The organism is Corynebacterium endometrii (assembly GCF_004795735.1).
Taxonomy (GTDB): Bacteria; Actinomycetota; Actinomycetes; order Mycobacteriales; family Mycobacteriaceae; genus Corynebacterium; species Corynebacterium endometrii.
The window spans coordinates 1,235,181-1,261,705 of sequence record NZ_CP039247.1 but is presented as its reverse complement, the minus strand read 5'-3'; the positions used below and the strand labels follow the sequence as shown (position 1 = coordinate 1,261,705).

Annotated in this window: 23 protein-coding genes; 17 read left to right on the top strand and 6 right to left on the bottom strand. The window is 59.1% G+C overall.

Annotated elements, in window-relative coordinates; genetic code table 11:
* From CENDO_RS05675 to CENDO_RS05660, 4 genes are all read left to right on the top strand, one after another.
* A complete protein-coding gene (locus CENDO_RS05675) occupies positions 1–960 on the top strand; it encodes a helix-turn-helix transcriptional regulator (protein WP_136141171.1) in 960 nt (319 codons plus the stop codon).
* A gap of 120 nt (positions 961–1,080) precedes the next feature.
* Positions 1,081–1,446: a Sec-independent protein translocase subunit TatA gene (gene tatA, locus CENDO_RS05670; RefSeq protein ID WP_136141170.1), complete on the top strand. Its 366-nt coding sequence runs from the start codon at positions 1,081–1,083 to the stop codon at positions 1,444–1,446.
* Positions 1,447–1,708: 262 nt separating this feature from the next.
* Entirely contained in the window at positions 1,709–2,764 is a 1,056-nt protein-coding gene (tatC, locus tag CENDO_RS05665) for a twin-arginine translocase subunit TatC (RefSeq protein ID WP_136142162.1), read from the top strand.
* A 48-nt stretch (positions 2,765–2,812) separates the two neighbouring features.
* Complete coding sequence (locus CENDO_RS05660) at positions 2,813–5,626, top strand: DEAD/DEAH box helicase (protein ID WP_136141169.1); 2,814 nt, start codon at positions 2,813–2,815, stop codon at positions 5,624–5,626.
* 11 nt (positions 5,627–5,637) lie between these two features.
* Here the strand turns inward: CENDO_RS05660 and CENDO_RS05655 are convergent, their stop codons facing one another.
* A complete protein-coding gene (locus tag CENDO_RS05655; protein ID WP_136141168.1) occupies positions 5,638–6,282 on the bottom strand; it encodes a trypsin-like serine peptidase in 645 nt (214 codons plus the stop codon).
* A gap of 87 nt (positions 6,283–6,369) precedes the next feature.
* Here CENDO_RS05655 and CENDO_RS05650 point away from each other — a divergent pair, with 87 nt between their 5' ends.
* Both CENDO_RS05650 and CENDO_RS05645 read left to right on the top strand, forming a co-directional pair.
* Positions 6,370–7,503 (top strand): M24 family metallopeptidase, encoded by a 1,134-nt coding sequence (locus CENDO_RS05650; RefSeq protein WP_136141167.1) that lies wholly within the window; start codon positions 6,370–6,372, stop codon positions 7,501–7,503.
* A gap of 22 nt (positions 7,504–7,525) precedes the next feature.
* Positions 7,526–8,317, top strand: coding sequence for an SDR family oxidoreductase (locus tag CENDO_RS05645; RefSeq protein WP_136141166.1), 792 nt, complete (start codon positions 7,526–7,528; stop codon positions 8,315–8,317).
* A gap of 2 nt (positions 8,318–8,319) precedes the next feature.
* On the opposite strand, the gene CENDO_RS05640 is transcribed toward CENDO_RS05645, so the two are convergent.
* Entirely contained in the window at positions 8,320–9,174 is an 855-nt protein-coding gene (locus CENDO_RS05640; RefSeq protein ID WP_136141165.1) for a cobalamin biosynthesis protein, read from the bottom strand.
* A gap of 102 nt (positions 9,175–9,276) precedes the next feature.
* Here CENDO_RS05640 and CENDO_RS05635 point away from each other — a divergent pair, with 102 nt between their 5' ends.
* The 3 genes from CENDO_RS05635 (at position 9,277) to CENDO_RS05625 (ending at position 12,458) form a co-directional block, all read left to right on the top strand.
* On the top strand, positions 9,277–9,909 hold the full coding sequence (locus CENDO_RS05635) for an FxsA family protein (protein ID WP_136141164.1): 633 nt from the start codon (positions 9,277–9,279) through the stop codon (positions 9,907–9,909).
* Positions 9,910–9,914: 5 nt separating this feature from the next.
* Positions 9,915–11,441, top strand: coding sequence for an apolipoprotein N-acyltransferase (gene lnt, locus CENDO_RS05630; protein WP_136141163.1), 1,527 nt, complete (start codon positions 9,915–9,917; stop codon positions 11,439–11,441).
* A gap of 111 nt (positions 11,442–11,552) precedes the next feature.
* Positions 11,553–12,458 carry a polyprenol monophosphomannose synthase gene (locus tag CENDO_RS05625; RefSeq protein WP_136141162.1) on the top strand — a complete coding sequence of 302 codons (906 nt, stop codon included), beginning with the start codon at positions 11,553–11,555 and terminating at the stop codon, positions 12,456–12,458.
* A gap of 217 nt (positions 12,459–12,675) precedes the next feature.
* On the opposite strand, the gene CENDO_RS05620 is transcribed toward CENDO_RS05625, so the two are convergent.
* Positions 12,676–13,053 (bottom strand): RNA polymerase-binding protein RbpA, encoded by a 378-nt coding sequence (locus tag CENDO_RS05620; RefSeq protein ID WP_136141161.1) that lies wholly within the window; start codon positions 13,051–13,053, stop codon positions 12,676–12,678.
* Positions 13,054–13,216: 163 nt separating this feature from the next.
* Here CENDO_RS05620 and CENDO_RS05615 point away from each other — a divergent pair, with 163 nt between their 5' ends.
* From CENDO_RS05615 to CENDO_RS05600, 4 genes are all read left to right on the top strand, one after another.
* A complete protein-coding gene (locus tag CENDO_RS05615) occupies positions 13,217–13,531 on the top strand; it encodes a hypothetical protein (protein ID WP_136141160.1) in 315 nt (104 codons plus the stop codon).
* Between the two features lie 4 nt (positions 13,532–13,535).
* Positions 13,536–14,237, top strand: coding sequence for a YceI family protein (locus tag CENDO_RS05610; RefSeq protein WP_136141159.1), 702 nt, complete (start codon positions 13,536–13,538; stop codon positions 14,235–14,237).
* Between the two features lie 36 nt (positions 14,238–14,273).
* Complete coding sequence (locus tag CENDO_RS05605; protein WP_136141158.1) at positions 14,274–14,456, top strand: hypothetical protein; 183 nt, start codon at positions 14,274–14,276, stop codon at positions 14,454–14,456.
* 692 nt (positions 14,457–15,148) lie between these two features.
* Positions 15,149–18,070, top strand: a complete 2,922-nt coding sequence (locus CENDO_RS05600; protein ID WP_136141157.1) for an FAD-binding and (Fe-S)-binding domain-containing protein — start codon at positions 15,149–15,151, stop codon at positions 18,068–18,070.
* A 38-nt stretch (positions 18,071–18,108) separates the two neighbouring features.
* On the opposite strand, the gene CENDO_RS05595 is transcribed toward CENDO_RS05600, so the two are convergent.
* Positions 18,109–19,413, bottom strand: a complete 1,305-nt coding sequence (locus CENDO_RS05595) for a class I SAM-dependent methyltransferase (protein WP_136141156.1) — start codon at positions 19,411–19,413, stop codon at positions 18,109–18,111.
* Positions 19,414–19,824: 411 nt separating this feature from the next.
* Here CENDO_RS05595 and CENDO_RS05590 point away from each other — a divergent pair, with 411 nt between their 5' ends.
* Positions 19,825–21,159 (top strand): NAD(P)/FAD-dependent oxidoreductase, encoded by a 1,335-nt coding sequence (locus CENDO_RS05590; RefSeq protein WP_136141155.1) that lies wholly within the window; start codon positions 19,825–19,827, stop codon positions 21,157–21,159.
* Positions 21,160–21,281: 122 nt separating this feature from the next.
* Here the strand turns inward: CENDO_RS05590 and CENDO_RS05585 are convergent, their stop codons facing one another.
* Both CENDO_RS05585 and CENDO_RS05580 read right to left on the bottom strand, forming a co-directional pair.
* Positions 21,282–21,884, bottom strand: a complete 603-nt coding sequence (locus CENDO_RS05585; RefSeq protein WP_136141154.1) for a class I SAM-dependent methyltransferase — start codon at positions 21,882–21,884, stop codon at positions 21,282–21,284.
* 40 nt (positions 21,885–21,924) lie between these two features.
* Positions 21,925–22,371, bottom strand: a complete 447-nt coding sequence (locus CENDO_RS05580) for a PaaI family thioesterase (protein WP_136141153.1) — start codon at positions 22,369–22,371, stop codon at positions 21,925–21,927.
* Between the two features lie 120 nt (positions 22,372–22,491).
* On the opposite strand from CENDO_RS05580, the gene gndA reads away from it, so the two are divergent.
* The 3 genes from gndA (at position 22,492) to CENDO_RS05565 (ending at position 26,489) form a co-directional block, all read left to right on the top strand.
* A complete protein-coding gene (gene gndA, locus CENDO_RS05575) occupies positions 22,492–23,970 on the top strand; it encodes an NADP-dependent phosphogluconate dehydrogenase (protein ID WP_136141152.1) in 1,479 nt (492 codons plus the stop codon).
* A 152-nt stretch (positions 23,971–24,122) separates the two neighbouring features.
* Positions 24,123–25,577, top strand: a complete 1,455-nt coding sequence (locus CENDO_RS05570; RefSeq protein WP_136141151.1) for a DEAD/DEAH box helicase — start codon at positions 24,123–24,125, stop codon at positions 25,575–25,577.
* 48 nt (positions 25,578–25,625) lie between these two features.
* Complete coding sequence (locus tag CENDO_RS05565; protein WP_136141150.1) at positions 25,626–26,489, top strand: 3-methyladenine DNA glycosylase; 864 nt, start codon at positions 25,626–25,628, stop codon at positions 26,487–26,489.
* The last annotated feature ends 36 nt before the right edge of the window (positions 26,490–26,525 follow it).

Here is a 26,525-nt window from a genome sequence, read left to right as displayed (position 1 = left end):
ATGCCACAGGATGCATCGGGAAAACTTGCCGACCTGGTCTTGAGCATAAATTTGATTCCCTATTTTAGGGCCCACCCCGATTACACCTTGATGGAGGCCGCCCAGGATTTAGGCAAACGGCCGCGCGAAATTAAGGAAGCGCTTGAACGCCTCCTCTACACCGGAATTGGTAAGTACGGAGGGGAAAACATCGAGCTCGAAGCGGACTATCGCCGGCCGATTAACATCATCAATGATCAAGGCCTCAACAAGGCGCTCCGATTGACCCCTATCGAGGCGAGTGCCTTGCTTATCACCTTGGAATCTTTGGAGTCGATGTCTGGCCTAGTGGATACGGACGCCGTGCGCAGCGCCGCGGACAAGCTGCGCAGGATCATGGATAAAAAGACAGAAGCCATGTACGACTCGCTGGCGCAGCCGGATCCGGATGAAAGCGAGGCGTTAGCGCACATCTCCGAGGCTGTCCGAGACAGCCGGGTGGTGCGATTCGACTACTGGAATGCCAGCAAAGACTCCACCGCACGCCGCACCGTGGTCCCAGCCTTAATCTTTATCCATGACACCGAGACCTACGTCAGGGCCTGGGACGAGGACAGGCAGGGTTTCCGGCAGTTCCGATTCGATCGAATCGATAATGTTGAGGTCCTCGAGAGGATAGGAGACCCTCACACTAAGGAGTTAGACTTCGATCCGGAGGATCCGTTCAATTACGGCACCGCGCATCGCGCGAGGCTCGAAATCGATCAGTCTTCTACTTGGTTGACGTACTACCACGACATTGAGCTGGGCCGCCCCTTGGGCAATGGATGGGTAGAGGCGACTATGTCCTACTTGGACAGCGAGTGGCTCGTGCGCTTTGCGCTGGCGCAGGCGGGGCGAGTGCGAGTGGTGGGGCCCGATTCTTTAGTCGAGGCCGTTGCTAAACGCGCACGATTAGCACTGGAACGCTATACTCTTTAGGACGTGACAACGGTCCTGCTCGCACCCGATGGGCGGTCTAAACGCCCAACGTGGTCCGCGGCCGTTAAGGCATTGGAACCGTACGTCTGTACCGCATCTCAATGAAAGAAAGAGGAACCGATGAACCCCGGACCTTGGGAAATCGCTGCGATCATTTTGCTCGTAGTGTTACTCTTTGGCGCTAAGAAATTGCCGGAGTTGGCGCGTTCTGTGGGCCGCTCCATGCGCATTTTCAAGTCTGAAGTCAAAGAGCTGAATAATGATGATGCTCAGGCTCAGCAGCAGGGACAGATTGCGCCGCCAGTCCAGCAGCCCAACCAGTTTGATGCGGCCGCTCAGCCTAATTACGGCCAGCAGCAGGCACCACAGCCGCAACAGGGTTACAACCAGCAGGTTGCGCCGGAGTCCGGCCAGGGATACCCGCAGCAGCAACCACAGCAGCCGCAACAGGGATACCCGCACAACCCTCAGAACCCGCAGCAGTAAATATCGTGGTACAAAGCCGTTTTCGCCTACGGATTTTCCCGCGGATTAATGCGTAGGCGAAGCCGCTAGCCTCGAGTAAATGGTCGGCGAAAGACCGTTGAAAGTGTGAAGAGTGAATCAGCCTGCTAACCCGAATTCTCGGTTCAGCCCAGCGCCAGCCCGCAAGGGTGGGGCTTTTGCACGCCTTAAGCATTCCGCTCCTGGCAACGCATTGTCTAAAAAGTGGCCGAAGACTAAACGACAGGCGAATCCCACGGGCGAGATGACGCTGGTGGAGCACCTTCAGGAGCTGCGCCGCCGATTGGTTATCTCCGTGCTGGCATTGGTGCTTGGCACGATCGTGGGGTTCATCTGGTACCAAACGGCGCCCTTCGGCATTTCTCCTTTGGGCGAGATATTGCGTGGCCCATATTGCTCACTGCCGGCGGAAAAACGCGCCGTGTTCTCCCCGGATGGTGAATGCAGGCTGCTGGCTACCGCGCCCTTCGAGATGTTCCTGCTGCGCTTGAAGGTGGCGGCCTTGGCCGGGGTGGTTTTGTCTTCTCCCGTCTGGCTCTACCAGTTGTGGGCCTTCATCACCCCCGGACTGCATAAGAACGAGCGGCGCTACACGCTAACTTTCGTATCAATGGCAGTGGCGCTTTTTGTTGTTGGCGCGATTCTCGCCTACCTGGTGGTCTCCGTAGGTTTGGAGTTCTTGCTCTCCATGGGCGATGAATACCAAACGGCTGCGCTGACCGGCGAGCGATACTTCAATTTCCTGCTGGGGCTCTTGGTTGTCTTCGGTGTGAGCTTCGAGCTCCCTCTCATTATCGCGATGCTCAACGTCGTGGGCATCCTGGCCTACGAGACCGTCAAGGATAAGCGCCGGCTCATCGCAGTGGCGCTGATGGCGTTTGCCGCATTCATGACGCCGGGGCAGGATCCGTTTTCCATGCTCGCACTGTGGGCCAGCATGTGTGTATTAGTGGAAATCTCCTTCCAATTCTGCAGGATCAATGACAAGCGGCGAAACCGCGAACGCCCGGATTGGCTAGACGTTGATGATGAGAGCGCATCGCCAGCCGTGCGGCCCTCGGGTCCCGTTAGCCCACCGAGCCCGGTCGGCTCCTCCACGCCAGTGGCTCCAGTAGGCTTCCAGCCGCCTTCGCCGCGTTCTCTGCGCGGTGGATCGCAACGACCCCCGCGCACCGCCCCCACTCAGCGCCCGCCACGCACTCAGCCGGTAAGTAGACTCGGTGGTGGTGATGTTTCCCCGGCGCAGCGGCACACCCCGCAGCAGGGCCCCGGCCCCGGAATCTTTGATGACGTGCTCTAAGTGAGCGGGTGCGCTGAAACGCCTAATTTACGGGTAACGTTAGGCGATATGACGCATTCTTTTCTGGAAGAGTTTTCATCGACTCTGCCGTACGCCCTTGATGACTTTCAGCTTGAGGGCTGCGCAGCGGTAGAAGCGGGACACGGTGTGCTGGTTTGCGCGCCCACTGGCGCGGGCAAGACCATCGTCGGCGAATTCGCCGTAGCGCTGGCGCTCTCACGGGGCACAAAGTGCTTTTACACCACGCCAATTAAGGCGCTGAGCAACCAGAAGTACCATGACCTGTGCTCGGTGCATGGTGAAGAAGCGGTGGGGCTTTTGACTGGGGATGTGTCCATCAATTCCCAGGCCGAGATTGTGGTCATGACCACCGAGGTACTTCGCAACATGATCTACGCGGGCTCCTCCAGCCTTGATCGCCTAACCCACGTGGTAATGGACGAAATTCACTTCCTCGCTGACGCCTCACGCGGCGCGGTGTGGGAGGAGGTCATTCTCAACCTGGATGAATCGGTCAACGTCATCGGTTTGTCCGCTACCGTGTCCAATTCCGAGGAATTTGGAGATTGGCTCACCGCGGTTCGCGGTGACACCAAGGTGATCGTTTCCGAGCACCGGCCGGTGCCGTTGGATCAGTGGATGATGCTTGGGCGCAAGATCTACCCGCTGTTTGAGCCGCAGTCCGGCGGGCGCGTCAACACTGAGCTGGCTAGGCGCATCCAGCGCTTAGAGGCGGGCGATAGCGACGATGGGCGAGCCGATTACTCAAGCAATAGGGCCGGTTTCAGGTCCCGCTCCAGGCACAAAGACGGAGGAAGCGACCGGAATTCGGCACGTGGGCGCTCGGGTTTCTCGCGTCCCCAGGACCGCTACCGTCCGCTCGGAAGGCCCGAGGTGCTCAAGGTATTGCAGGGCATGAATATGCTGCCTGCCATTACTTTTATCTTCTCCCGCGCCGGATGTGACGGCGCGCTCTACCAGTGCTTGCGTTCACGGATGGTCTTGACCACGGAGGAAGAAGCAGCGCGCATTAAAGAAATTATCGACGCCGGTGTAGAGGGCATCCCAGAAGATGACCTTCTGGTGCTGAACTTTACCCAGTGGCGCGAGGCACTTTCACGCGGATTCGCTGCGCACCATGCGGGCATGCTTCCCGCATTCCGCCATATTGTTGAAGATTTGTTCGTGCAGGGCTTGGTACGCGCGGTGTTCGCCACCGAAACCCTGGCCTTGGGGATCAACATGCCGGCACGCACCGTGATCCTAGAAAAGCTCGTCAAATTCAACGGCGAGGCTCACGTAGATCTGACACCCGGCCAATACACGCAGCTGACGGGCCGTGCGGGAAGGCGCGGAATCGATACGATTGGTAATGCCGTAGTGCTGTGGGCCCCTGCGATGGATCCTCGCGCGGTGGCGGGACTGGCGTCGACGCGCACCTATCCGTTGGTTTCCACCTTTGAACCGGGCTACAACATGGCCATCAACTTGTTGGGCATGGTGGGCTTCGATGAATCTCTGAGGCTGCTTGAGCGTTCTTTCGCTCAGTTCCAGGCGGACGGTTCCGTCGTGGAAGAAGCCCGCGAGGTGGAACGCGCCCGGCATCGCGTCAACGAGCTGCGTAGCCAACTCCATGAGGCTATCGAGGCGTTGGCCCCGCCAACCACTGATGGCCTCGATCCGGTTGCAGCGGTCACGGAGTACATGGAGCTGCGACGGGAGCTTAGTGATGAAGAAAAGAAATCCAAGCACAACTCCGTTGCGCAGCGCCAACAGGAGGTTACATCGGTTCTCGCAAAGCTGCGGGTTGGTGATGTAATCGCTATTGCCCAGCGAAAGGCGCCGATACTGGCTGTTGTGACCACCGCGGCGAAGCAGTCCGCGGATCCACGCCCATGGGTCACCACCGAAGATGGCTGGTCCGGCCGCATAGATGCGACCGGAATAGAAAACCCACCGATCGTGGTGGGCACGATGCGCCTGCCACGCCCCGTGCAAAAGAACCCGCGACGAAACATTAAATTCGTGCGTGATTCATTCAAACGCAACAACTATCCCCGGCCGAAGAAGATGCGGCAGAGCCCGCGCGTGCGGCCCAGCAAGAAGGTTGGACGTTTGCGCGATGAGCTGCGCGCGCATCCTGTGCATTCGTGGCCAGCGACTGATCGTGAGCAACTAGCCCGCTTGGCGCAAAAGCTCATTCGGCGTGAGAGGGAACTAGCCCGCCTGGCCAAGACGGTGGAAACGGCTCGGGATACGCTGGGCCGGACCTTTGAGCGCATTGTGGATTTGCTCTCCGAAATGAATTACGTCGAGTTCGAGGGCGCGGGTACCGAGCGCAGACCAGTGATTACGGACGAGGGTCAGCGCTTAGCCCTTATCCATAACGATACTGACTTGCTGGTGGCCCAGTGCCTTCGCCGTGGAATCTGGAATGATTTGGACCCGGCCGAACTGGCCGGGGTGGTCTCTTTGTGCTGCTTCGAAAACCGGAAAAACACTGGGGGTCAGCCGGAGGCGGCCACGGATAGGATGGCTGATGCGATGAGCGCGACGTGGCGCATCTACACGGAACTCGTTGCCGACGAACGCCGTCATCAGCTTCCGCTAACCCGTGAACCCGAGGCCGGTTTTGCCTTAGCCATCCACCAGTGGGCGGCGGGTGCGCCGCTGGCGTACTGCATGGCGGCGGCAGGGGAGTCTGGCGCTGAGCTTACCCCGGGCGATTTTGTGCGCTGGTGCCGGCAGGTCATCGATCTGCTCCAACAGGTAGCAAAGACCGGTTACACAGAAGAAATTAAGACCAATGCCCGCAGGGCTATCGATGCCATCCAGCGCGGCGTTGTTGCCATAGGAGCCTAGGGGATAGGCCTTTACGCCAGTAACGCGGAACACGCCGCCCGGATAGCCGGAATATGCGGCGCTAATAGGCTGATCGTGGCGAATCCGAGGTTGCGGCCGAATGGGTCAAAGACTAAGGACTGGACGCCCACAACCCTTCCCCGTGCGAAAGTAGGGCCACCGGAATCGCCTTTGACCGCCCGTGGCGCGTTAAAGACTATTCCCGCATGGCGCACGCGAGTTTCCCCTGTGTTCGATACCGCGAGGGGCAAGGGGAGGATGACGTGCCCCGGCCGGGTGTCCGCATGATTGCGGTGGCCGCCGAACCCGATGGTGGTCACCGCGGTCCCCGGCAACACCCGCCCGGAACCAAGCGCGGGGGTTGCGGCTGTGATCGCCCGCGAGAATCGCACTACGGCAATATCCGTGCCATCGATGGTGCGCACTTGATGGACGCGCCTTTTCCAGCGCTCCTCGGCGTGGGGGTATCTCTGAGAATGGACCAGATATCCGGATTTTTTAATGTTGCGGAAAAAGTGGGCGCACGTTAAAACCAGGTTCGTTTCAACTGCTTCATGAGCGCTGAGATCCGCCGCGATTAGGGTGCCTGAGCAGTACGTCTTGCCCGAACTAAGCCGCACCGGTTCAAAGCCTGTGTAAGCGTTAAATACTCCCATGCTTTACCAGGGTAGTGGGGGTTGATTAATCGTTGCGTGCGTTTGGTTTAGTTCAGAAGTAGTCCAAGCCGGACTACTATTGCCCGTATGTCTGAATCTCTAACGCCTTTTCCTCCGTCCGTTTACCAGCAACGCCTAGACCGCGCACAGAAGCTAGCCAGCCAGGCGGGAATCGACGCATTGCTCATCGGAACAGGAGCGGATTTCGCCTACCTCACAGGTTCGTGGGTTTCGTCCCATGAGCGTTTGACCGTTTTGGTCATTCCTGCGGACGGGGAGGTGAGGGTAGTAGCGCCGGGTACGGATAAGACCACGCTAGACAACTCGCCGATTCCGGAATTGGCCGTGACGGTCGTGGGGTGGAACGACGGGGAGGACGCTCATGGTATGGCCATCGAGCCGCTGAGCAATCCGTCCACGATCGCGGTTTCCGGTGGGCTTAGCGCGGACCACCTCCTCGCCTTTCAGGGCATGGAGTCGATGGCGGAGACGCGATGGGTTCTGGCCTCCGAGGTTCTTTCGGAACTATTTACCGTTAAGGATGAGGCGGAGATAGAACAGCTAAGCTCCGCTGGCCGAGCTATCGACGCGGTCCATGCGAGGGTTCCTGGGTTGCTGCGTGCCGGGCGCACCGAGGCGGAAGTCGCCGAGGACATTGCGGAACTTATCCTCGAACACCACAGCGCGATTGATTTCATCATCGTGGGATCCGGACCTAACGGCGCCAATCCGCACCACAGTTATTCCGATAGAGTCTTAAGCGATGGGGACCCAGTCGTAGTAGACATCGGGGGAACCTACGGAGCGGGTTACCACTCTGATTGCACCCGAACTTACGTTGTGGGTGGCGATCTTAGTGGAGCGCCCCGGGATTTCATCGAAGCATACGGGCATCTGGAGCAGGCCCAATCCGCGGCGCGAGAGCAGGCTCGCCCCGGGGTTAGCGCCGAATCGGTCGATGCTGCGGCGCGTAGGCACTTAGAGAAAGCAGGCTATGGCGACTGGTTCATCCATCGAACGGGGCACGGCATTGGGCTTTCGACCCATGAGGAGCCGTTCATCATGCTGGGAAACACCCTTGAACTCGCACCCGGAATGGCCTTTTCGATTGAACCAGGCATCTACAAGCCGGGCGAATGGGGTATGCGCCTTGAAGATATCGTGGTGATCACCGATGAAGGCTACGAATCCCTGAATACGAGCCCCCGGGAACTTAGATAATAACTAGCCTACGGAGGCAACGATGAGTGAAAATTCTGATGGAGGCGCGCCTAAGCACCGCCGAAACGCCGGTGCCGTGCTCATTCTCGGTGCGCGCAGCGATATTGGCGGAGAAATTGCCCTGCGCCTTAGCCCCGGGCGTCCGGTGGTCCTGGCGGCCCGAGGAGACAAGTCCCTTGACACCGTCACGCGGCGGCTCAAGGAGGCCGGCGCTACGGAGGTCTATTTCGTAGATTTTGATGCCGCGGAATGCCACAGCCACCGTGCGGTTGTTGACGAAGCTCAACGGCTCGCGGGTGAAATAACGACGGCCGTGGTGTGCTTCGGCATTCTCGGCGATCAGGGCAAAGCCGAACGGGACGAAGCCCATGCAGCGAAGATTGCGCATATCGATTACGCGGCGCAGGTTTCCATGCTTACCGTCCTTGCGGATGTCATGCAGTGCGGCCACATCGTTGCTTTTTCATCTATCGCCGGATGGCGGGCCCGGCGCGCAAACTATGTCTACGGTTCCACTAAGGCGGGGTTAGATGCCTTTTGCCAGGGCTTAGCGGACCGGCTTCATGGATCACCCCTAGCTCTGATTACCGCACGCCCGGGGTTCGTGATTGGTTCTATGACCAACGGAATGAAGCCTGCACCGCTATCGGTCACCCCAGACGTGGTGGCGGATGCGGTAGTCGAGGCGATGTTGAGGGTCGATGCTAAAAATAATCCGCGTAGTGTGACGCTTTGGATTCCCGGCCCGCTGCGAGTCTTGGCTTACGTCATGCGGATGGTGCCCCGCCCAATCTGGCGGCACATGCCGCGGTAGGTTTATTTCCTCAGGTGCGGGGAATTGATGTCGAAGAGCAGCCCGCGCGGGGCTAGAACACGCAGGACCGCGTCGGCTTCCCCCTCCCCGAGATCGTGGATGACCACGCCGCGCCATGGCGTGACGGTGGTTTTCAGGTCTGCATGGCCGAATAGTTCCGCTATTTCAACGGGCAGTATTCCTTGGTAAATTCCGGCGCCTAGGTCTACTGTCCCGGGCTCGGTGTGCTCAGCTAGCCAACCAATAGGCACGTGGAGGTGGCGCTGCTCATCACTCAGATCTGGTAGCTCCACGCGGCTTGAAGTGGGGCCGGCCTCTGAAACCAATTGCGCGAACCGTTCAGTGAGCTCCGCAGTGGAAAGTGTTTTCCCGGTGAGCCGGCCATTCACGGCCATTTCCACGTGCTTGGGGTCGGTTATCTGGAACGCCACGTGAGGCCTGGCGGCTAGAACGTCACCCGCGCCACCATCGATGCCTATGGTTTCCTCCGCTGCAAAAGCCGCTTCGTCCATTTGTTCCGCGAGGTGCTCGGCAAGCTCCCGCGCTTGAACGGATAGGGGGGAGGCGGTCAGCGCCATAGGGGCAACGGTGCCGGTTGCGTCTTTGAGCGTAGTAAGAACGGCATCGGGATTGCGTATTCCCCGCAGCTCGATGGTGGAATGGTAATGAATATAGAGGCGGCCATCGGCGCATTCTCGGGCTAAGTTCGCAAGCTTCGTCCATGTTTCGCCCGTCACAACGCCACCAGCCGGGTGGATGAACGCGGATTGGGGGTTGCCAACGGGTTGGTCCTCGGAGTCCGCCACCGCCACGTGTTCGGCCTGGATATTTGTGAAGTGGATGCGCGATGCTTTCATGGCGGATCATCTTACATCGCCGTTTACTTCAATTTACTTCTCGCCGGTGAGCTCCGTGGTGGGGCTGATGGCAAATTTTGAGTTTATGGGTAGGCTGGGCGCATGCCTCTAGTGTTGTTCTTTGCCTATTTCTTCCTAGAAACCCTGACGTTTTGGGCCGTGTCTCAGTGGATTGGCGTGGGCTGGGCTTTAGTAGCCCTATTCGCCACGATGTTCTTTGGCATGTCTCTGGCGATGTTTGAGGTGCGAAGGATGATGTCTTCAAAGGTGGTCAAGGCTGAAGATGGCGCCCTGTACATGCAAGATTCCACCCCGGGTAAGACGGCGGGCAATGTGGGGCTGACCATCGCCGGTGGCGTTTTATTGTCGCTTCCGGGATTCCTTTCGACGGTTGTGGGCGCGCTGCTCATTTTCCCGCCCACACGTGCCCTGTTCCGGGCTATGGCTACCATTTCCATTTTCCGTTCCGTGGAGAGGCTTGGCGTTCGCATGTATGAGCATTCCCCAATGTCTCAGCACCATGCCAATTACGGTAGCTTCAATGCGCCCCAGGGTGATGCCGATAATCCCCAGGGGGACGCCTATCGTGCTCAGCAATCTCGCTGGCCTAGCCAGCCCGAGGGCGATCCATTGGTCATTGATGAGGAGGAAATCCGCCGGTGGTCGGAGAGCCTAGATCCAAAGGATTTCGGTGATGGTGGCAGTTCAGGTAACAAGGACGCCTCTGGGGAATAACGCGCATGACACTCTTAGTTCGTTTCTTGTGGGCGGCACTGTCGGGTGCCGTCACTTTCTTTTCGTACGCCCCCGCGGGAGTGTGGCCGGCGGGCTTCGTGGGAATCGCGGGTTTGTATGCGGTCCTGACGCCGTGGGGTGGGCGGCACCTTCGCTGGTGGCAGGGCGCCTTGCTCGCCGCTTGCCACTCGTTCGTCCTCTACCTCCTTTTGTTGCCGTGGATTGGCGAGCTTGTAGGCGCGTTCCCTTACATAGCCCTTGCCGTCTCCATGAGCCTGTATGCCTTGCTCACCGGCATCGGTGGTGTGATGATAGGGCGCTGGCGCTATGGATTTGTAGCCTTCCCCTTGTTTTATGTCGCCATCGAGATGCTGCGGTCTTCGGTACCTTTTGGCGGGTTCTCCTGGATCCGGCTGGCGTGGGGACAGATTGAAGGCCCACTCGCCTGGCTGGCGCCGTGGGGCGGGCCAGCGCTCATTACCGCCGCAACCGCGTTCATTGGTTGCGGCTTCGTAGGGCTTTATAAGCGGGGGAGTGGACCTAAAATAGTGGGTGCCGTTCTGGTTGCCGTGCCGCTTGGCTTCGCGGTTCTCGCAGGGCAAGGTGTCAATAATCCGGTGCATGAGACCGGTTCCGTGAAGGCCGCCGCGGTCCAAGGAAATGTACCCCGTATGGGCCTCGACTTCGCGGCCCAACGTATGGCGGTCCTGAATAATCACGTCAAGGTGAGTCATCAGCTAGCCAGGGACCACGAGGACCTCGATTTCGCCATTTGGCCAGAGAATTCTTCCGACGTAAATCCCTTCCGAAACCCGGACGCCCGGCGGTCAATTGAAGGGGCCGTGGATGCAATCGGCGCGCCGGTATTGGTGGGAACCCTCACCTATGATGAAGTGGGCGCCCGCAATACGATGCAGGTCTTTAACCCCGGCGGAAAAGTGGGGGATCATCACTTCAAGAAATACCTTCAACCCTTCGGTGAGACCATGCCGATGCGCGAATTCTTCAGCCACTTTTCGCCGTATGTTGAACGCGCGGGAGACTTTAAGGCGGGAGACGGTCCAGGAACCGTAAGAATGGGCGATACGGTCGTGGGCGTCGCAACGTGCTACGAGGTAGCCTTTGACAACGCGTTTCGTAGTTCCATCGCCAACGGTGCCCAGATTCTTGCTACGCCAACAAACAATGCGACCTTTGGCTATTCGAATATGACCTTCCAGCAATTGGCCATGTCGCGCCTGCGTGCGCTGGAGACTGATAGGGCGGTGATCGTGGCCGCCACCTCGGGAGTTTCCGCCATAGTGCTCCCCGACGGAACGATCAGCCAGCAGACGGGGATATTCGAGCCCAAATACCTGGTAGAGCGGCTACCCCTTAAAGATTCTGTGACCTTCGCCGTGCGCCACGGGAATACGGTGCAGTGGGTTCTGGTGATAGCTGGCGTGATTTTAGCGCTGTTAGCGCTGGTGAAAAATCGCCTGCCACGGCGAGAACTGCAGGCCGAGCAACCTAAACCAGTCGGGAACGGTTAAAGCCGCTGTATGTGGCTCCGCAGAGCTCACGGAGTAACTGATTTTCGCTGCTTGGCGGTATTGTAATACTCGAGCATTGTTTGCATTACGTTGGCTTAAAGGAGAAGGTAAGTGACTGCGATTTCTGACACCACTTTGGTGATCATCCCAACCTATAACGAGTTAGAGAACCTTCCTCTCATCACCGGGCGAGTTCGTAAGGCGCAGCCGGAGGTTCACATCCTCGTAGTGGACGATAATTCTCCGGACGGCACCGGCGACCTTGCCGATGAGCTCGCCGCAAAGGATGAGCACATTCAAGTTCTCCACCGCGAAGGCAAGGGTGGTCTGCTCGGCGCCTACATCGCCGGCTTCGAATGGGGCCTAGACCGCAATTACCAGGTGCTGTGCGAAATGGATGCGGACGGTTCCCACGCTCCTGAGCAGCTGCACTTGTTGCTTGAAGAGATTGACAAGGGTGCAGATCTAGTCATCGGCTCCCGCTACATCCCGGGCGGGGAGGTGGTTAACTGGCCGGCCAAGCGCGAATACCTCTCCCGCCTAGGAAATATCTATATCTCGCTGGCTCTGGGCGCCGGATTATCGGATATGACCGCAGGATATCGCGCATTCCGCCGCGAACTTTTAGAGGATCTTAACTTTGATGAGATTTCCAAGGCCGGCTACATTTTCCAGGTAGACGTGGCCCACCGTGCCGTGCAGGCCGGCTACGATGTGCGTGAGGTGCCGATTACCTTCACCGAGCGGGAGTATGGAGAGTCTAAGCTCGACGGTTCATTCGTGAAGGATTCCCTCCTCGAGGTCACAAAGTGGGGCGCAGCCCATCGGGCCGAACAACTGAGGAACCTTGCAGCTGAGGCCAAGGCCGTCGCATCGCATTTCGTGAAGGAAGCCGGCGCTTCGGATCTTGCCCGCAAGGCGGGGGAGGCCCGCACCTTTACCGCCAACCTGGCCGATGAAGCGATGCGCATCGGCAAGCACAGCATCCGTGATATTCGCCGTAAGCTCGGAATGTAAATCCGCAGTACACCCTTCTTTTAAAGGCAGACCTTCTTGAGAAGATCTGCCTTTTCCCGTCCTATTTCTCGAACTAAGCCGAGGCCGCGAGCAAACGTCGGCCTGACAACACCTCAGTCTCGCCGTGGATTGCAGACTTAAGGGCCCAGCAAGTACCAAGAGTACTGCTGGGCCCTTAAGCCACATAGGTAGCCTTTTCTCGCCCTCGCTGCGGAGGCTACTTGCCCTGCTGCTCCTCGCGCTCCTTGAGCAGACGAGCAGCGGAACGGCGCCGCTTGCGAAGCTGGTCAATACGCTCCTCGAGAAGCTCATCGAGTTCCTTCAGGCTGCGGCGCTCACACAGCATGTCCCAGTGGGTACGTGGTGGCTTGGCAGGCTTGGACTCAACGCCCTCACCCTCAACCAGGGTGCCTAGCTTGCCGTTCTTGCACATCCACTCCTCAGGGATTTCCGCATCATCAGCGAACGGGACCTCATAAATCTCCCCATCCTCAGTGCGGTACTTCACCATCTGGCGTGGAGCAAGGTCATGGTCGCGGTCAGTTTCGTAGCTAACTGCGCCCATTCGGCTGCCACGGAGTACGCGATCTGCCATTGACACATCATCCTTTTCTGCTATTCCCGTAGCATGAGCTAGGTGAACTCATGCAAGACTAAACAGTATAACGGACCAGAAGCTATAAATGTTCCCGCGGGGGAACAAATGGGCTAAGGTTAGGTGCGTGATGCCTAGTTCAAGCTGCAATAGGAAACAGTCGATGACTGCCTCCTGCGAGTGGTGTGGTAAGGAATTCAGCGTTAACCTGCGCGGACGCCCACGTAAATTCTGTGGAACGGCCTGTAAGCAGCGGGCCTACGAGCACAGGAATGTCACTGGCCCGGGGCGCGTAGATGAGGGAGGCGTTACCTTAAGCGCCAACCGCCTAGCGGCGCTGAGGGATGGCCTGTTTGAATTGCGCTGCGCGGCGGAGGATATTTCCACCGCGGCTAGCGAGGGCGAATCCCCGGAAGAAGTAAGGAAGCTGTGCGGCGAACTGGTCGCTATGGCACGGCGTTTAGAGGATATAAGGTAGAGGGATGTTTAAGGACCTGTTCTATAACCGCAAACTGGTTATTTCCATATTCGCGGTGCTCATCGTGCTGGCCACAGCCGTTGCCCTCGGACCGTTGTTTTATTCCTTATATATGGGGGCAGGTGTCAAGACAGAAGGAATAGACGCTGAAGGTGCTGAGCCGGCTTCCGCGGAGCTCGACGGAGATTGGCAGGTAGTGCAGGGTAGCGGCCGCAATTTTACCTCCGCCGGTTTCACGTTCCACGAGATTCTTCCGGCCGAAGAGAAGGTTACCTCCGGTTCCACCACGGCGGTCTCCGGTCACGCTCGCATTAGCGGCAATGTGATGGACCAGGCCTCAATCACCGTTAATTTGGAGAACCTTACGTCCGATAAGCAGGTCCGCGACCAGAACACCAAGGACAAGCTGCTTGAGGTGGAATTTTACCCGGAGGCTTACTTCGAGCTCACCAAACCCGTTGATCTCGCCGCGGTGCCTGGTGATGGCAGCGTAGGTACTGTCACCATGACCGGAGGCCTTACTATCAAGGACAATACCAACTCGATCACGCAGGATTTTGACGTACTGCGCACCGGCGACCAGATAGTTGTCGCGGGAGACATTCCTATTAATCGTCTCGATTACGGAGTTGAGACTCCTGAGTTTATCGCGGCGAAGATAGATGAAGAGGGTTTCGTCAACGTACGCGTCACGCTCGAGAAGTAAACGCAGTCAACCAAAGAGGTCGATGGAAGGATAAGGATGCTCGCTGCTCAAATGGTTCCGATGCTGTGGTTCCGGCTCGCGGTGCTTGTTGTCTTTTGTGCCTTCGTGGCAATCCAACAGATGTGGCTAGTCGCGGGGTTTGCGGCGGTCCTCATCGTGATTACGGGGTTTCAATTGGCTCAGGCTTTGAGGGCGAAGAAAGAGCAGGAATCTCGTTAAACCAGGTGGTGTGAGGCCGCCGGATATATACCCTGATTAAAGTCACAGTGACGTTAATCAGGGTATATGTTTATATCAAGATGGGGTGGGCGAAACTTCGTTTCCTTGGGTTACTGGGCACTCAGGACCCGTTCGCCCGATCTGGCCAGAGCCGAAGTTTTCGAGCGCTAAAATTTCCGAGAGTCCCGCGGCGGCTGAATCTAATAGCTGTGTTGACCGCGAGGCCGGGCGTCGCGTGCCGGTGCGGTGCCGGCCGGGTGCGGTTCGGGGCGGTTCGATGGGTTGCAGGGGCACAAAATCGAAAAGGCGCGGTTACCGGTCCTAGGGACCTGTGCGCGCATGCCGAGACTTAACGGCAGATAGGCCCTTGGCTTGAACAAGGGGCGAACGGGCCTTGGATGCTACCTCAAGGGCGCGCTCAACTAATGTTAAATGTCCGATAATGTACATTATGTCAGAAAGGATCCAGGTCCAACTCCCCCTCCAGCGAATAAACTCTGCTTCGGCGGATAAACCGAGTGATGTCCTAACTCGATACCCATTACCGGTTGCCCCTCGCTTTACCGGTTGCCCCTCGCTGCGCGCTCTGCTTTCTTGTGGAGCGACGGTCCTGTGAAGGCATGATTGCTGGCTTATCAAAAGGTTCGCCTTTTCTCAGTAAAGGCTTGGGCTTTCGGCGTAAGGTAAATAACATGCGCAAACTAGGTTCCATTTCTCCCCAATCGCTTGAGCTTTTAGGCGGTCAGGACGTGCAGCCTGACCGCGTTGGCGCCGAATTCGTAGGTGGCGCCCCGCAGGAGCTTATAGATGGCCTTGCGGCCATAGTTGGTTATGACAACGTTCACGGCAGGCTCAGCGACCTGGTCGCGTGGGCCACGGAGGCGGGACCGTACCGAGTGATGCCGCAGGTGGCGGTCTCCCCTCGCACGGACCGCGAGGTTGCGCAGGTCATCACCTACGCGCGTAAGAACGGACGCCACGTGACTTTCCGCGCCGCGGGTACCGCGCTTAGCGGCCAGACTGGTTGCGATGACATCCTCATTGACCTTAAAACCCACTTCGGCGGGATGAAGGTCCTCGATGGCGGCGCAAGAATTTGGACCAAGCCCGGCATGATTCTGGGTGATGCGCAGGCTATATTGGCCCGCGATGGATTCATGTTGGGGCCGGATCCCGGTTCCACCGCCGTGTGCACGATCGGCGGTGTGTTGGCTAACAACGCCGGCGGCATGCGCTGCTCGCTCGACCGCGATAGCTACCACAGCATCGAGGACATGACGGTGGCGCTGGCCTCCGGCACCCTCGTGGATACCGCCGCGGGCGACGAAGCCTTCCGCGACCAGGAACCTAAGCTGCACGAGCAGATGGTGGAGTTTCGCGACAGGCTGCGCACCAACACGGCCGTGGTTGATTTCCTGCGGGAGAAGTTTTCCATCCGCAACACCAACGGCCTGCGCCTGGATGCGTTTCTCGATTACGACCAGCCGGTGGATATCCTCAAGCATCTGATGATTGGATCCGAGGGCATCCTGGGCGCCATCACGGAGGCTACGATTCGTACCGTCGCCTTGCCCAGGGTCAAGGCCACCGTGTGGGTTATGCTGCCAGATATCCGCGAGGCGGCGAAATTTGTTGCGCCAATGATGGACGCGGGGGCCATTGCCTGTGAGCTGCTCGTGGCGCCCGTCATGCGGACCTCCGTGGCCAACTTCCCGGAGGCGCCACGCGAGTGGGCGGACATCGATGACAAGGCCGCTGCCCTCCTCGTCGAGGTCGGCGGCGGTGATCTCGAGGAGCTTGAAGCAGCACAGGACCGCATCCGGGCCGTCCTTGCCGACGCCCCCCTCACCGCTCCCCTTACATTTGACTCCACCGTCGAGGGCATGCGCGGCGCGTGGAAAATCCGCAGTGGCCTGTTCGGGCTTTTAGGTGCTGACCGCCCCCAGGGCGCAACCTATATCACTGAGGACGTCTGTTTCCCTCCCGCGAAGATTGGCGAGGCGGCGTCGGATTTGATGGATTTGCAGGCCAAGTACGGCGCGCCCGAATCCGTGATGGGGCACGCGGCTTTCGGCAACCTGCACTTCTTCCTGCTTCCCCAGCTCAACAGCGAGAAGGACCGCCAGGATTACGCAAATTTCCTTGATGACCTGGCGGAATTGGTCATCGACAAGTACCACGGCTCTATGAAGGCCGAGCACGGCACCGGTACGAACATGGCCCCGTATGTGCTGCGCGAGTGGGGCGAGGAGGTATATGAGCTGTTTTGGGAAGTCAAGGACATGCTAGACCCAAATGGAGTCCTGGCGCCCAATATCAAGCTTTCCCGCGAGCCGGACATCCACCTGAAGAATTTTAAATCCCACCCAAAGATTGAGGAGGAAATCAACCTCTGCGTGGAATGCGGTTTCTGCGAGAATGTGTGCCCGTCGCGGCACGCGACCGTGACTCCTCGCCAGCGCATAGTTCTGCGCCGCGAGATGGCGCGCCAGCCCGAGGGCTCCGAGGTACTCAGGAAGCTGCAAGAGGAATACGTCTACGATGCCGTGGACATGTGCGCCGCGGATGGTTCTTGCTCCATCCCCTGCCCGTTGAGCATCGATACCGGCGCCGTCATGAAGCAAATGCGCGCCCAGGGCACTACCCCACGCTCCAACAAGGTTGCGTTGACCACCGCGCAAAAGTGGGCGGCCGTGGAAAAACTCGCCCGTGCGGGAGTTATCTCAGCAAACAAGGTTGGCCACAAGCCTTTCGAACTAGGAGCAAACCTTGCCCGGAACGTGGTCTCCCCTGACCTTTTGCCTACCGTGCCCGGCCCGCTGCCGCAGGCGGCTTCACGCCTTCCCAAAACCAGCCGTGAAGGTGCCACAGCCCTGTACTTCCCCGCCTGCATCAACCGTATCTTTGGAAAGCCGGCCGGCGCCTCCGCGGATTCGGTGGAGTTACCCCAGGCGGTGGTCGAACTGGGCCGCCGTTCGGGGCGCCCGGTGTGGATTCCTGAGAATGTAACCGGTGACTGCTGTGGAACGCCGTGGTCCTCCAAGGGCTACAAGGAGGGCTTCGAGCATCAGGCGCGGACGATCGTCCGGGACTTGTGGCATTGGTCCGAGCACGGCGCGTTGCCCATCATCGTGGACGCGGCCAGCTGCACGCACGGCCTGCTGGATAACGTCCCGCATGCGCTCTCCCCCGCCGATTTCGAGCTGTGGGAACAGCTTAAGATTGTTGACGTGGTCGAATGGTTGCGCGACGAGGTGGTTGATTACCTACCCATTGTGGATACGGCCGGGCGCATTGCCGTCCATCCGACTTGCTCCACCGAGCACATGGGCATCAGCAGCGACCTGCTCTCCCTTGCCAATCTATGCGGGGAGGCCTCCATACCAGAGGGCGCAACCTGCTGCGGCACCGCCGGTGACCGCGGCCTGCTCCACCCCGAGCTGGTGGCCTCCGCAACGAGGGAGGAGATGGCCAGCGTTGATTCCGGGGACTTTGATTGCTTCGTCTCCGATAACCGGACCTGCGAGATGGGCCTGGAGATGGAATCCGGCAAGGCTTACGAGTCCATTGCGGTGCTGCTAGAGCGTGTATCCCGGCCCGTCATCTCCCCGTAAAGAGGCGACTTGGTAGCCGGCGGGTGCGTCCACTGCTCTTAGCGCCGGCCGCGACGGTTGCGCTGTATGGCCGTGGCCTGAATGGTCTCTATCATGCCGAGTTTTGCCAGCGCCTGGCGCAAGCAGAGCTGGTATGTCCACAGGCGCCGGAATACCGCGTCGTAACCGTCCGCCGCGGCCTCGCGGGCATGACCCTCGAAGAAGGAAAGCTGCTGGGCTAGCGCTTCGGTGTAGTGTTGGCCAAAGCGCGTCTCCGCAATAATCCGCAGGCCAGTATGCCTATCGAAGAGCCGGTGAATATCCGTCATGGTTGGATACTCCAAGCCCGGCCACACGTAACCGCGCAAAACGTCTACGGCGGCGCGCCCAGCCTGATTCATCTGCTCGGTTTCAACCACTGACTGCAGGGCCACACGTCCGTCGCTGGAGACGAACCTGTCCAAAGTAGCGGCGTACTGTTTGCGCTGCCTGAGGCTCATGGTTTCTAGTTTTTCCACGCTGAGTACCGCATCATAGCGGCCCCGCCATTCCTTGGCGCTGGGCAGTGGCTGGGCTAAAACATGGCAGTGAACCGCGTCCGCCGCGCCGGCCAGCGTGAGGTCATCGATGACCGCTTGGGCATGATCTTCGTCTGCCGTGAGGAAATCGGTGGTCGCCCGGCGCAGGCTGGCCCGGAGGGGTAATTGGGCTCCAGTTGCGGAGAACACCGCGGCGTGGCTGCCAGCCCCAACGTGGGCGGCGTCTAACAGCCAGTCCGCGGCGCGTTGCTGGGCCGCCTCCAGATCGCTGCGTTCAACCCCCGTGGGTTCCGTCAGCGTCGTGATATCAACAAAGTGCGTTTTGGGGTGGGACGTACCAGGGCCCCTGCTCGCGTAATTAGGCACGGATTCGCGCACCGTCGTGGGCACGCCGCTGGCGTAGAGGCCGCTGCTTACTGACATGCCGTCACCGGAAAAGTATCGAATGAGCTCCTGCGGCAGTTCCTCACCGTCCCAATCCTGGACCGGGGTGAGTTTAACCTTTGGCAGGTAGCCCGCTCCAATCAGACTGCTAAGGACGTGGGTCAACCTGTCAGAACTTGGAGTGCTCCACTCGCCAGCCATGTAGGACTCGGCCAGCCCCAACCAGCCCGAGGCAGCTAGCCGCAGAAATAGCGCGTCATGTTCCACGTGGATATCGAAGTCAGAGTGCGCACCATCATCGAACGCCAACCCAGCCCTAGCGCACGCTTTAGCAAACTCCGTTTCGGCCCTGCGAGCCTTGGAACGTTGCAGCAGGCCACCGGGAACGGTGACAACCCCGGGCCAAAGCTCGGCGTCTATTAAGTCAAGGTAGGTGCCCATCTCATTCCTTTGAAAGATTGTTGCTAATTACTGACTGCCCGCAGCAGTGCGGTTGAGGGATTGGCCGAGTCCACTATCGGACCGCTGGGACTTCTAAAGGAGAAAATATGCAGGGAAATGCTCATTTGTATCAAATTGCACCACGTGCCTTTTTCACGGCTAATGTCACATTCGCACCTGCGTTCTACTTGTCCGCGCGGTTGGATATAACCCTAGCGTGCTGGGAAAAGCGTTGAGGGAGACTGGCCGCGGTGGGGACAATTTCGGCCACCGCCAGTTTTCATCGTGTTGGCTACCTGTCTCCGATCGCAGATTAGTGGCCTAAAACACAGCGGAATTGTGAGCTCTCAGTTAGAGGGGTCTACACTGTACTGCGAACTTAGATCCATAGATAAAAGAGAGGGAATCGTAATGGCTGATACCCCGTTTCGTCCAAACGGCGGCCGTCACCACGTCGTAGTTATCGGCGCTGGCTTTGGCGGCTTGAATGCAGTTGAAAAGCTCAAGGGCGCTGATGTAGACATCACCCTGATTGATAGGCAGAACCACCACCTGTTCCAGCCGATGCTTTATCAGGTGACCACCGGCATCGTCTCCGCCGGCGAGGTTGCGCCATCTACTCGCCAGATTCTGCGCGGGCAGGACAACGCTAACTTCGTCAACGCCGAGGTTACGGACATTAACCTCGAGGCCAAGACCGTGACCGCGGTTTCTGACGATTTCACCCGTACCTACGGCTTCGATTCTCTGATCGTTGCCGCCGGTGCAGGCCAGTCCTACTTCGGCAACGATCACTTCGCCGAGTTTGCCCCGGGCATGAAGACTCTGGACGATGCGCTCGAGCTGCGCTCCCGCATCATTGGTGCCTTTGAGAAGGCTGAGCTCACCGACGACCCAGCCGAGCGCGAGCGACTGCTGTCCTTCATCATCGTTGGTGCCGGACCCACCGGCGTTGAGCTGACCGGCCAGATCGCAGAGCTGGCTAACCGCACCCTGCGTGACGGTTTCTCCAACTACGGAGCCTCGTCCGCAAAGATTTACTTGCTGGACGGCGCGCCTCAGGTTCTACCTCCTTTCGGCAAGCGCCTGGGCCGCAAGGCGCAGCGTACTCTCGAGAAGCTCGGCGTGGACGTCCGCCTCAATGCAATGGTTACCGACGTAACCGCCGATGCGGTTACCTACAAGCACATGAAGACCGAAGAGGAAGTCACCTTGGAGGGCGCTACCAAGATTTGGTCCGCCGGTGTCTCCGCTTCCCCACTGGGCAAGATGGTCGCTGACCAGGCCGGCGTTGAGGTTGACCGTGCCGGTCGCGTATCCGTCAACCCAGACCTGACCGTGGGTGAGTACAGCAATGTCTACGTCTTGGGTGACATGATCAACCTCGACCGCCTTCCAGGCGTTGCCCAGGTGGCGCTGCAGACTGGTGCCCATGCTGCGAAGCTCATTGCCGCAAAGGTTGACGAGGACTCCGAGCAGGACGGTGCCGAGGCCTTCGATTACTTTGACAAGGGCTCCATGGCCATCATTTCCCGCGGCAACGCCGTGGTGAAGATCGGCAAGACTGAATTCTCCGGCTTCCCGGCATGGTTGGCTTGGTTGGGTCTCCACGTAACCTATCTGGTCGGCTTCCGTAACCGTGCCCTGACCCTGATTAACTGGGGCGTGAACGCCTTTAGCCGTAACCGCGGCAACATGGAAATCACCAAGCAGCAGCGTGACGCACGCTTGGCCCTAGAGGACTAAAGCCACCCCACCTAGCTTGGCGCGGCTGTCATAGCAGCTGACAAGGCCGGTACCCGCTTCGAGATGAAGCGAGGTACCGGCCTTATTGTGTTGTGGAAGAAAAAGTTTCGGGCTGTTGAATGCTACGAGATGAGACCCGCGCCCGGATGGGACAGGATTGCCACCAAAAAGGTCGAATTGTCCGTGAATCGCTTTAAGTCCCACGAGCTGAAGGTGCTATCCACCCGGAATCCGCACTCCTCTGCCATGGCGAGGAAGTCTGTGAAATCCCAACCCCGGCCTGAGCCGAATCCCACCACGAGACGTCCGCCCGGCTTGAGCGAAGTAAAAAGGTTCTCCAGCGCAGGTTTACGGCCCTCGATTGCGACAAAGCCCATGACATTGCCGGCGCACACCGCCAGATCAAAAGCGGATTCAGGTAGCGGATCGGAGGACAAGTCACCCACAATCCACTTTCCGTCCGGGTGATCCTTGGTGGCGTAGTCAATAAGGATGGGGTCTACATCAATGCCCGTGACGTCATGGCCGCGGCGGATGAGCTCACCGCCCACGCGTCCCGTCCCGCATCCGGCATCAAGAATGCGGGAACCGCGCTCACTCATCGCGTCGGCCAGGCGTGCTTCACCGTGGATGTCAGTGCCTTCTGCCTCGAGTGTCTTCCACCTGCGGGCAAAATTATGTGAATGGGCCGGATTAGCTGACGTAACTTCTTTCCAGGTAGGCATAGCTCAAAGTATAGATCCTTATTGACCGTGTGGGCCGCGCCTAGCGGAGGATCATCAAACGCACCTGCGAGGTGGCCACTAGAGTCCCCTCAACGTGCATGTCCACGCGCCACAGGTGCGTGCGGCCCCCAAGCTGAATGGGTGTGGCGGTGGCTTCGATGACCCCCTCGCTCACCGACTTGATGAAGTTAGTGTCGTTGTTAACCCCAACCGCTGGGGCGCCGGCAGCTATGACGCCCCCCAGCGATGCGGCGGACTCGGCTAATACGCAATACACGCCACCGTTTACCACGCCCCAGGGCTGGAAGTGAGAGGAGTTCACGCGGATCTGACTCCGTACCTCCCCGTGGGAGATATGGGTGTAGCGGATGCCTAGGGCAGCGTCAGGTCCAGGGACGGAGTCATTAACAGTGGCCAGCTCCTCTTGGGTCAATGGGCGCTGTGCGGCTAGTTCTAGATGGGAGGAAATAATCTCTTGGACGCTCATGATAAATCTGACTTTTCTGTGTGGGATGGGCGGTGCGGTAGTCCCGGGCTTAGGGGATAACTTCGCGCAAGACTATTGCCTATTCAATCTACCCATCCTTGCGTGACGTACACTAGGCGCATGACTGAAAAGACTGAGAATGCACAACGCGGCACGGCGCAGATAGGCGTCGTGGGGTTAGCCGTCATGGGTTCCAACTTGGCGCGCAACTTTGCCCGCAACGGCAACACCGTGGCGGTGTACAACCGCAGCCCCGAGCGCACCCGAGACCTGATCAAGGACCATGGTGATGAAGGCGCGTTCATCCCATCGGAGACAATCGAGGACTTCGTAGCGTCCCTGGAACGCCCACGCAAAGCGATCATCATGGTGCAAGCGGGCAAGGCCACTGACGCCGTCATCGATCAACTCGCATCCGCCATGGATGAGGGGGATATCATCATTGACGGCGGTAATTCGCTGTATACGGACACTATCCGCCGCGAAAAGGAGGTTGCCGCCCGCGGCCGCCACTTCGTAGGCGCGGGTATTTCCGGCGGTGAGGAGGGCGCCCTCAACGGCCCATCCATCATGCCTGGCGGCCCTGCTGAGTCTTGGGAGACGCTGGGGCCAATCCTCGAATCCATTGCGGCCGAAGTGGATGGCACTCCGTGCGTGACCCACATTGGCCCAGATGGTGCGGGACATTTCGTCAAAATGGTCCACAACGGCATTGAGTACGCCGACATGCAGGTCATCGGCGAGGCCTACCAGCTGCTACGTTACGGCGCGGGCATGGAGCCAGCCGATATTGCCGCCGTTTTCAAGGAATGGAACTCCGGGGACTTGGATTCCTACCTGATTGAAATCACCGCCGAGGTATTGGCCGCCACGGATCCCGAAACCGGCAAGCCCCTGGTGGATATCATCGTCGACGAAGCAGGCCAGAAGGGCACCGGCCGCTGGACTGCCATCAACGGCTTGGAGCTGGGTGTCCCAATCACCGGCATCGCCGAGGCCGTATTCGCCCGTGCCCTGTCATCCTCGACCGCGCAGCGGGCCGCGGCCCAAGAGGGCCAGCTGCCTTCAGGCGAACTAGCCTCCTTCGAAGCCCTCGGAGTGGACAAGGACGCCTTCCTTGAGGACGTACGCAAGGCACTCTATGCTTCCAAGCTGATTGCATACTCACAGGGCTTTGATGAGATCAGGGCCGGCTCTGAGGAATACGGGTGGAACGTGGACCCGCGTGACCTGGCCACCATCTGGCGCGGCGGCTGCATCATCCGCGCCAAATTCCTCGACCGCATCCGCGAGGCCTATGACAACAACCCAGATCTGCCGGCGCTGATCCTCGATCCGTACTTCAAGTCTGAGCTTGAAGACCTCATCGATTCCTGGCGCCGAGTCGTGGTACTCGCCACCCAGCTGGGGCTGCCTGCGCCAGTATTCTTCTCCTCTTTGGCCTACTATGACTCTCTGCGCTCAAAGCGCCTACCGGCAGCCCTCATCCAGGGGCAGCGTGATTACTTCGGCGCGCATACTTACAAGCGCGTGGATAAGCCGGGTACCTTCCATATCGAATGGAGCGGGGACCGCTCCCAGACGGTGATGGCCGATTAAAGGCGTTGGTGGGGCCATGGCTTAGCTCGGCCCCAATAGTCACGCCTTGGTACCGGTTAACCCCTAGCCCCGTAGCGCCCACGGGCTAGGGGTTAGCCGTATCCGTAAGTGGAATTGGGTAAGACTAGGCACACGGCACTAGAGTGGATTCAATGACAACCTTTGCTGAGCTAGGCCTCCCCCGCCCCATCGTCCAGGTCCTGGAAAGGCAAGGTATATTCGAGCCATTTCCAATTCAGGAAGCCGCAATTCCCGATGCGCTTGCCGGGCGCGATGTCCTAGGCCGCGGGCCCACGGGCTCAGGTAAGACCTTTACCTTCGGCCTCCCAATGCTGACCCGCCTCGCCGATTTGGGCGCCTCCAAAACAGCGCGCCCACGTGCCTTAGTCTTGGCCCCCACTCGCGAGCTCGCTGCACAAATTCATGAACGCCTCGACGAACCCGCAAACAGCCTCGGCCTGCGGGTGCTCTCCGTGGTCGGCGGAGTAAATATCAATCAGCACATACGCTCACTGGCACGCCCTGTAGACCTATTGGTAGCGACCCCTGGGCGTGCGCAGGATCTCATCGACCAAGAGAAACTAAGCCTCGAAGACGTTCTGATCACGGCGCTCGACGAGGCCGATCAGATGGCTGACATGGGGTTCTTGCCCCAGGTACGCCGTCTTCTTGACCGCACGCCGGCCGACGGACAGCGCCTGTTGTTTTCAGCCACCCTAGACGGCGACGTCAACAAGCTGGTTAAGCAGTATATGAATGAACCCGTTACCCACTCCACCGCGCCCGCACAGGCCGCGGTGGAGACCATGGAACACTACCTGCTCTACTGCGGCTCCCGTGAAGAACGCAACGACGTAGTCATCCGTATTGGAGCCCGCGAGGGCAAGACCATCATGTTCATGCGAACCAAGCATGGCGTTGACCGCCAGGTCCGTAAGCTGCGCCGCAATGGCATCAACGCGCAGCCACTCCACGGTGACAAGGGGCAGGGCGCGCGAACGCGCGCACTGGAGGGTTTTGCTTCCGGTGAAGTGCCCGTACTTGTTGCCACGGATATTGCTGCCCGAGGCATAGACATCAACGATGTCTCGCTGGTTGTGCACGTGGATCCTCCGGCCGAACACAAGGCTTACCTCCACCGCGCCGGGCGTACCGCCCGCGCGGGTACCTCCGGCCGCGTTGTAACCCTAGTCATGGACGAGCAGCGCTCCGAAGTGGAAAAGCTCATCGGCAAGGCGGGGGTTGAAGCAGAAATCATAGATCTCACCGAGCATTCGAAACCGGCGTCCCACCCTCGCTTGGCCCAAGTCACCGGCGCACGTAAGCCTAAGGGGCAACCGCTGCCGCCTCCCGGTCAGGCGCAGGCGAACTCTGAAGACGGGCGAAAGTCCGGCCAGAACAAGGACGAATCTAGGGGCGGCCGCCGAAACCACCGTTCGGGCCGGCGCCGTGGTCCAGGAGAGCACGGAAACCCCAAGGGTTCACGTCGTGGCGGCCGAAAGGCTGGTGGCTCCAAGGAAGCACGGGCGGGGAAAAAGTCTGGAGACAAGGCCCACGGAAGCAACGCTCGCCGTTCGCGCCGCGGAAACCACCGGGGAACCAGTTAGCCAAAACAGATCACCAGTTGTAGGAAAAGGAAAGCTGAGGGCAGCGGGATGAGGGTAGCAACGCAACAGGAGTGGCAGGCTCGACTCGACGATCACGTCGCGCAGGCCACCCAGCTTACCGAGGGGCACCTCGCTCGTCGCAGTAAACAGCAACGCCACCCTGTGGAGGATTTCCTTTTCGACTACTACCCCGTACGCCCGTCCCAATTGAAAAAATGGCACCCGGGCGCCGGCGTTGTGTTGCAAGGTAGCCCTCCGCATGCGCGATGGCGCGATTACACCTCCGATTCTTTGGGCACCTGGTTGGACGTTGAGGCGCTATGGGAGCGCAGGGGTCAGTCCATCGAATTTATCCGCGAGTTTCTCAGCCGCACCGCGGATAACCCCGCGCACTTCGATTGCTTCGGGTTGCACGAGTGGGCGATGGTCTACCGCACCAATAAGCCCCGGCACAACCTTCCTCTCCGCCTGGGCGTTGAAGGTACTAACGCCGTGGTTGAGAACCATAAAATCAAGTGCACGCACTATGATGCTTATCGCTTCTTCACCGAGCCTGCCCGGCCGCTTAATCTGACCGTCCTGGATCGCGAGGGGCAAATCGACAAAGACCAATGTGGTTGCGTTCACGTCACCATGGACCTGTACAAGTGGGCTTCGAAGTTGGGGCCCTTGGTTCCGGGTGATCTGTTTCTGGCAACCTTCCGCCTAGCGCTCGAAGCGCGCACCTTGGACATGGAGGCCTCCCCCTACGATTGCCGCGGTTTGGGTTACGGAGTTGTAGCGATTGAGACCCCTGCAGGCAAGGCGGAATATGTGGATCGCCAGCGTCGGCTGGCGGAGAAAGCCAAACCGCTAAGGGATCGGCTTGTCGCGGCTATAGACGCCGGCAGCGCCATTAGGATGGGCACATAACCTAGGTGGCCATCGTTGGGTCCACCAGCACACGAA

Bases quoted from the DNA above. Each gene is read 5' to 3' on its own strand.
- CENDO_RS05660 (WP_136141169.1), top strand. From the start codon at position 2,813: ATGACGCATTCTTTTCTGGAAGAGTTTTCATCGACTCTGCCGTACGCC.
- CENDO_RS05615 (WP_136141160.1), top strand. From the start codon at position 13,217: ATGACTGCCTCCTGCGAGTGGTGTGGTAAGGAATTCAGCGTTAACCTG.
- CENDO_RS05590 (WP_136141155.1), top strand. From the start codon at position 19,825: ATGGCTGATACCCCGTTTCGTCCAAACGGCGGCCGTCACCACGTCGTA.
- CENDO_RS05640 (WP_136141165.1), bottom strand. From the start codon at position 9,174: ATGAAAGCATCGCGCATCCACTTCACAAATATCCAGGCCGAACACGTG.
- CENDO_RS05585 (WP_136141154.1), bottom strand. From the start codon at position 21,884: ATGCCTACCTGGAAAGAAGTTACGTCAGCTAATCCGGCCCATTCACAT.
- CENDO_RS05600 (WP_136141157.1), top strand. From the start codon at position 15,149: ATGCGCAAACTAGGTTCCATTTCTCCCCAATCGCTTGAGCTTTTAGGC.
- tatA (WP_136141170.1), top strand. From the start codon at position 1,081: ATGAACCCCGGACCTTGGGAAATCGCTGCGATCATTTTGCTCGTAGTG.
- CENDO_RS05595 (WP_136141156.1), bottom strand. From the start codon at position 19,413: ATGGGCACCTACCTTGACTTAATAGACGCCGAGCTTTGGCCCGGGGTT.
- CENDO_RS05580 (WP_136141153.1), bottom strand. From the start codon at position 22,371: ATGAGCGTCCAAGAGATTATTTCCTCCCATCTAGAACTAGCCGCACAG.
- CENDO_RS05645 (WP_136141166.1), top strand. From the start codon at position 7,526: ATGAGTGAAAATTCTGATGGAGGCGCGCCTAAGCACCGCCGAAACGCC.
- CENDO_RS05620 (WP_136141161.1), bottom strand. From the start codon at position 13,053: ATGGCAGATCGCGTACTCCGTGGCAGCCGAATGGGCGCAGTTAGCTAC.
- lnt (WP_136141163.1), top strand. From the start codon at position 9,915: ATGACACTCTTAGTTCGTTTCTTGTGGGCGGCACTGTCGGGTGCCGTC.
- CENDO_RS05635 (WP_136141164.1), top strand. From the start codon at position 9,277: ATGCCTCTAGTGTTGTTCTTTGCCTATTTCTTCCTAGAAACCCTGACG.
- CENDO_RS05565 (WP_136141150.1), top strand. From the start codon at position 25,626: ATGAGGGTAGCAACGCAACAGGAGTGGCAGGCTCGACTCGACGATCAC.
- tatC (WP_136142162.1), top strand. From the start codon at position 1,709: ATGACGCTGGTGGAGCACCTTCAGGAGCTGCGCCGCCGATTGGTTATC.
- CENDO_RS05605 (WP_136141158.1), top strand. From the start codon at position 14,274: ATGCTCGCTGCTCAAATGGTTCCGATGCTGTGGTTCCGGCTCGCGGTG.
- CENDO_RS05655 (WP_136141168.1), bottom strand. From the start codon at position 6,282: ATGGGAGTATTTAACGCTTACACAGGCTTTGAACCGGTGCGGCTTAGT.
- gndA (WP_136141152.1), top strand. From the start codon at position 22,492: ATGACTGAAAAGACTGAGAATGCACAACGCGGCACGGCGCAGATAGGC.
- CENDO_RS05675 (WP_136141171.1), top strand. From the start codon at position 1: ATGCCACAGGATGCATCGGGAAAACTTGCCGACCTGGTCTTGAGCATA.
- CENDO_RS05610 (WP_136141159.1), top strand. From the start codon at position 13,536: ATGTTTAAGGACCTGTTCTATAACCGCAAACTGGTTATTTCCATATTC.
- CENDO_RS05570 (WP_136141151.1), top strand. From the start codon at position 24,123: ATGACAACCTTTGCTGAGCTAGGCCTCCCCCGCCCCATCGTCCAGGTC.
- CENDO_RS05650 (WP_136141167.1), top strand. From the start codon at position 6,370: ATGTCTGAATCTCTAACGCCTTTTCCTCCGTCCGTTTACCAGCAACGC.